This window comes from Lacinutrix sp. (genome assembly GCF_037625555.1).
Classification (GTDB): Bacteria; Bacteroidota; Bacteroidia; order Flavobacteriales; family Flavobacteriaceae; genus Lacinutrix.
On sequence record NZ_JASJHV010000015.1, the window covers coordinates 1 to 5,945 of the forward strand.

Consider the following 5,945-nt stretch of genomic DNA (forward strand, 5'->3'; position numbering starts at 1 on the left):
ATAAATCCTGTTTTTCATAAATTATTCCTGGAATATTTCACTAAACATTTTAGGATACCACAATAAACAGTAAGTTTTTATCAAAATACTTATATATTTATTCATTTTTTAAATGTTATAGATCCACATTTTAAATGTTAATCGGACAGTACAGTAGATGCAATTGCAATAGCATCAGATATTACTATTACTGAACTATTCGAATTTCGTGAAAATTTTAATTTAAAGTAACAATTGATTTTTTCTAATTTCACGGCATTTTCACACTTTTTTTCACTGAATTAACTTTAACAGGCTTTTAATAGCCTTTAACAAGCATATAATATACAAGTTTATGTAGTAAATTTAAATTATTTGTTTCTTGATTTTAAATTAGCCGTTACAGGTTAGCTTCTATTTGACTAAACAATACATTTGTACTATAATTAATATTATGTAAAATAGAATATTTCAGTATATCTTCCATCTTGTATATTTCTATATAATCATATTCTATATAATGCATTAATTGTTTCAATTATAATAATCTTTAACTTTTATATAGCTTGAATATTTATTAAAAGACTATTAAATTATTAAAATTTTTGTTAAATAAAATTAAGCTGCATCAGTTTTTTGTATCTTTAAGTATAAATTAAAATTTTATTATATGACAGTGAACTATGAATACGATGGCGTAACAGCAAGACAGGAATTGGAAGCTTACGTAAAAGGAAAATTAGATAAATTATTTAATAAATATGAATTTATAGTACGAGCTGATGTTTTTTTTAAAACAGAAAACACTTCAGTTAGAAATTCAAAAATGAAAACATCAATTAGATTAAGTGCTCCAGGACCTAGATTGTTTGCAGAAACTACCTCAGATTCTTTTCATAAAAGTGCTTCAGAAGTTGTAACAGCATTAGAAAGACAACTAGATAAACGAAAAAGTGTCATGCAAACGCATTAAAAACACTAAATAAAACAAAAAAAGCTGCTCTATCGAGTGGCTTTTTTTAATCTTCAAAACGATAGTATCCACATTTTAAATATGCACCTTCTGGAAATCCTATAGGATGATCGCTATCATGTTGTGTTTTTAAAATATAATCTAATCCTCTACTAACCTCATTTAGTACTTTAGCATTAATATCAAAAAAGGTCTCAGATAATACTCTTGATGAGCATGATGCTAGAACAAGAAGTCCTTTCTTAGCAGTAAGTTTAGCACCTAGTTGTGCTAGTTGCGCGTATTTTTTCTTTGCTAATTCTATTTCACTTTGTTGTTTTGCAAAACTTGGAGGATCTATTACCACAACATCAAACGTTCGTTTGTTTTTAATCATTGCTTTCATAGCAACAAAAGCATCGTCTGCAATGGTTTTATGTGTGCCAGAATACGCATTCAACTTACCGTTTAAAAGGGCAATTTCTAACGCTTGTTTACTAATATCTAAACTTGTAACCTCTTTTGCACCATTAGCTAAGGCATGAACCGAAAATCCACCAGCATAACTAAACACATCTAAAACGGTTTTGCCTTTACTCCACTCTCCTACTTGTTTTCTATTGGCTCTATGGTCTAGAAAATAACCAGTTTTATGGCCTTTAATAACATTTGCCGAAAAATGTACGTTATGTTCTACAAAGTTTACAACTTCATCTTCTAAAACACCATAAACCACTGCTCCATTTTCAAGATTATGTAGTTTAGATTGCTCTAAGCTTCTGCTAAGTCTAATAACTATAGTTTTAGCATTAGAAGTCGCTTGTAAGCTTTTTAAAATAGTATCTAAATAAGGAATCCAAATTTCAGAATATATCTTGACCACCAATACATTTGCATAAACATCAGCTATTAATCCTGGAAAACCATCGTTTTCTCCAAATAATAGCCTGTAACTATTGGTATTAGTTTTTAAAAGGTTTTCGCGTTTAGCAAAAGCAGATTCAATTTTAGAATTAAAAAAAGCAGTATTTATAGTTGCTGCAGTATTTCCGTTATGCAACATTTTAATTCGAATAGGAGAATTAGCATCATACAAACCAAGACCAATGACTTTGTTTTTATTTTTTCCGAAGATAATTGCCAAATCGCCACTTTTAGCAGCATCATTAATTTTAGTAATATTATCACTAAACACCCAAGGATGTCCTTGATTTACAAACTGCTCACCTTTAGCATTTAGCTTGATTGCTAATCGTTTAGGTTTGTATTTTGAAGTAATACTTGATGAATACTCACTCATATTATTAAAGCGTCAATTCTTTAATTTTAATACCTAAAGTTTTTTCTATATCTGCTACTTTTTGCAACTCGTTTGGTAGTATCAAAGCAATAGATTGGCCTTTTTTTCCTGCTCTTGCAGTTCTTCCACTTCTATGTGTGTAATATTCTATATGTTCTGGTAATTGGTGATGTACAATAAATGCTAAATTATTAACATCAATTCCGCGTGCAGAAACATCTGTAGAAATTAAAATTTGTAAGTTGGTATTCTTAAAAGCTCGCATAACTTTATCGCGTTCTTTCTGTGTCATATCACCTTCAAGCGCATCGACATTAAAACCTTCTTTTTGTAATTGTTGCTTTAGAGCCTGTGTTCCTGCTTTGGTCCTGCAAAAAATAATACCACGTTCCTCTTCTCTATCTTCTAACAAACGCATTACAGTATGCGATTTGTCTACAATTGCTGTTTTTACAAAATGATGCGAAATATTAGCATTCACAATACTATTGCGATCAATCTCTACACGTGCAGCAGACTTTGATATGTAACGTTCCACAATATTTTTTAATTCTGAAGGCATTGTTGCAGAAAATAACCAAGTATAACGAGCGCTTTTAGTTGTTGCGTCTAATATTGTATTTAAGTCCTTTTTAAAACCCATACTTAACATTTCGTCTGCTTCGTCTAATACTAAAGTATTTATATGTTTTAAATCTATTATATTTCTTTCTAATAAATCTACTAAACGTCCTGGAGTAGCAACTATAATATGTGTTGGTCGTTTTAAATTACTTATTTGTATGTCTATTTTTTCACCTCCATAAACACCTTCTACAAATATTTTTTGAGTATTGTATTTAGTAAATTTAAAGAGTTGCTTTTTTATTTGTTGAACCAATTCTCTAGTTGGCGCAATTATTAAGCCTTGTACTGCATTTTTATTTGCATCCACTTTGTGTAAAACAGGTAAACCATAGGCTGCCGTTTTTCCTGTACCAGTTTGGGCTAAACCTACAAAATCTGTTTTGGCTTTTATAAGTATAGGAATAGCTTGTTCTTGAATTTCTGTAGGTGTTTTAATCCCTAATTCTTTAAGAGATTTTACGTAATTACCATGTAAACCTAAATCTTTAAAAGTCATATTAGTCTATAGTTTATTATGCGCTTGTTTAAGCTACTATTTAATGGACACTACCTACCTATTTAAAATTAATCTTCTGGCGGAAACCCATGAATTTCTTCAAAATCTGCATCAAAATCAGAACGTAAATAAACGTTTAATTTCTTTTTATAATCGTCTTTTAACCATTCTACAAAGTTAAAAGTACTTTTGCTTATGCATTTTGTATAACGCTGGATTCTATAGTCTATATCGTCTTTAAGTAGTTTTGCAAGTGCTAAAGCATCCCATAAATCTTCACTATTTTCTATACAAATTTTAGCATGATGCTTAATTGAGCGCTCTAAGATTACTTTAGAAGAATCTCCTTCTCTTACAGACTGTATGTACATTGCTTTAATATCAAAATACACGTCTTTAGACTTAGCAAATTCAGCACGAAGCTCATCTGGCATTTCATATCTAAAGTTTTCCTCTAAATTTTCATCACTTAAAATACCATCAAGATAAAAGTTAGGTGATCTAAATATTTTATGCCAATCTAAGTCACTTCCCCAAGGTCCAAAACGGTGAAGGTTGTTACCTAGATCTATAACAGTAAATTTATTCTTACTTTTTAAAATACGCGATCCACGACCAATCATTTGGTAGTATAAGGTTAGCGATTTTGTAGCTCTGTTTAAAATAATACAATCTACAGTAGGTTCATCGAAACCAGTTGTAAGAATACTTACAGAGGTTAATATAGCATCTGGCGTTTCTTTAAACCATTTTAAAATGGCTTTACGCTCTTTCTTAGTATTGTTATTGTCTAAATGTGCAACAAGATATCCTGCACGTTTAAAGGTATCATAAACATGCAAAGAGGTGTTAATACCGTTATTAAATATTAGTGTTTTTTTACCTTTACAACGCTCTTCGTAAGATTGAATTAACTTGGTAAGCATGTCTGAATTGGTGTACAAATCTTCAGAAGATTTTACGGTATAATCACCATTAGCTCCAACAATTAAAGAGGTTAAACCAACATTGTAAGAAAATATTTCGGCACGTGCTAAAAATTCATTTTCAATTAAAGAATGTATTGTTTCACCAACAATAAGTTCATTATAATTATCCTTCATTGGCAAATTAATATTGCTACTTAAAGGAGTTGCAGTAACACCTAATATGAAAGATTTTTCGAAAAATTTAAACAGTTTTGTAAAAGAGTTGTAATGTGCTTCATCAATAATAACTAAACCAATATCACTAATGTCTAATTTATCATCATTTAAACGGTTATTAAGCGTTTCAACCATGGCAACAAAACAATTATAATCGTCTTGATCGCTTAAATCTGCTTTTGAATCTACAATTTTATTAGTTACACCAAATTCAGATAACATATTAGACGTTTGCTTACAAAGCTCAATTCTATGTGTCATTACTAACACTTGTTTCTTGTGATGCTTTAAATACTGACGCACTATTTCAGAGAAAATAACCGTTTTACCACCACCTGTTGGCAATTGGTATAATAGGTGATAATCTTCTGGAGCATCTTCAAAACACTTGAAAATCTTATCTATTGCGCCTTTTTGGTAGCTATATAAACTCTTACCTTCCTGTCTTTCTTCTAATTCTAAAGCCGTAACTTTCATCATTGGATATTTTCAAATTTGCGATGTGCAAAAATACAACGAAATAAAGGCTTTACAAGATTAATATGGAAAAAATTTTAAATGTTTATTTTAGCATCTTAATATGAAAGACTTTTCTAACAATTTGCAGGCCCAGTTTAGCGGTTTCTACAATACACCACATTTGTTTAAAAATAGTGTTCGTAATTTAGTTCCTGTTTTACCAATTAAACAAAGCATACCTGTTTTTAGTGGAAGTAATCTTGAAAAAATAAGATTAGGGCAACGTGTAGAACGCTTTGTTACAACGGAGTTGCTTTTAAATAGAAGTATTAGGATTTTAGCCGAAAACCCTCAAATACAAACCGAAAATAATTTAACTATTGGAGAATTAGATTGCTTGTATTTAGATGATAAACAACCAATACATTTAGAAATACAATTTAAATTTTACCTTTTTGATGAAACACTTGGCACAACAGAAATAGACCATTGTATTGGCCCAATGCGTCGCGATACATTAAACCAAAAACTAAATAAGTTAGAACAAAAACAGTTACCACTACTCTATGCCGAGGAAACTAAACCACTTTTAGAGCGCTTAAATTATAAAGCTGAAGATTTTATACAGAAAATTTACTTCAAAGCACAAATTTTTGTGCCTCATGGTAAACATATAACATTAAAAACACTCAATCCAGATTGTATTTATGGTACCTATTTTAAGTATTCTGAACTGCATGAATTTAAAGATTACAAATTCTATAAGCCTAAAAAAACCGATTGGTTGCTTGATGTGTCTATAAAAGTGAATTGGATTTCCTATGATAAAATTTTGCCAGAATTAGAAGTTTATAAATCAGAAGGTTACTCACCAATGTTATGGCTTAAAAAACCATCTGGAAGTATAGAAAAATACTTTTTAGTCCCTTAAATATAAAATAATATAACCATTTTGAATAAAGGCATTTATCATACTCTATTATATTA

Annotated in this window: 5 protein-coding genes; 2 read left to right on the plus strand and 3 right to left on the minus strand. The window is 30.0% G+C overall.

The window, feature by feature from the left end:
- Positions 1-649 precede the first annotated feature (649 nt).
- Complete coding sequence (locus QNK89_RS00885) at positions 650-952, plus strand: HPF/RaiA family ribosome-associated protein (protein ID WP_340169099.1); 303 nt, start codon at positions 650-652, stop codon at positions 950-952.
- A gap of 46 nt (positions 953-998) precedes the next feature.
- Here the strand turns inward: QNK89_RS00885 and QNK89_RS00890 are convergent, their stop codons facing one another.
- The 3 genes from QNK89_RS00890 to QNK89_RS00900 all read right to left on the minus strand — a co-directional run bounded on the left by QNK89_RS00890 (position 999) and on the right by QNK89_RS00900 (position 4,976).
- Positions 999-2,231: a class I SAM-dependent rRNA methyltransferase gene (locus QNK89_RS00890; RefSeq protein ID WP_340169100.1), complete on the minus strand. Its 1,233-nt coding sequence runs from the start codon at positions 2,229-2,231 to the stop codon at positions 999-1,001.
- Positions 2,232-2,235: 4 nt separating this feature from the next.
- Positions 2,236-3,354, minus strand: coding sequence for a DEAD/DEAH box helicase (locus QNK89_RS00895; protein ID WP_340169101.1), 1,119 nt, complete (start codon positions 3,352-3,354; stop codon positions 2,236-2,238).
- A 68-nt stretch (positions 3,355-3,422) separates the two neighbouring features.
- Positions 3,423-4,976 (minus strand): DEAD/DEAH box helicase, encoded by a 1,554-nt coding sequence (locus tag QNK89_RS00900; protein WP_340169103.1) that lies wholly within the window; start codon positions 4,974-4,976, stop codon positions 3,423-3,425.
- 103 nt (positions 4,977-5,079) lie between these two features.
- On the opposite strand from QNK89_RS00900, the gene QNK89_RS00905 reads away from it, so the two are divergent.
- Positions 5,080-5,889: a DUF1853 family protein gene (locus QNK89_RS00905; RefSeq protein ID WP_340169102.1), complete on the plus strand. Its 810-nt coding sequence runs from the start codon at positions 5,080-5,082 to the stop codon at positions 5,887-5,889.
- Positions 5,890-5,945 lie beyond the last annotated feature (56 nt).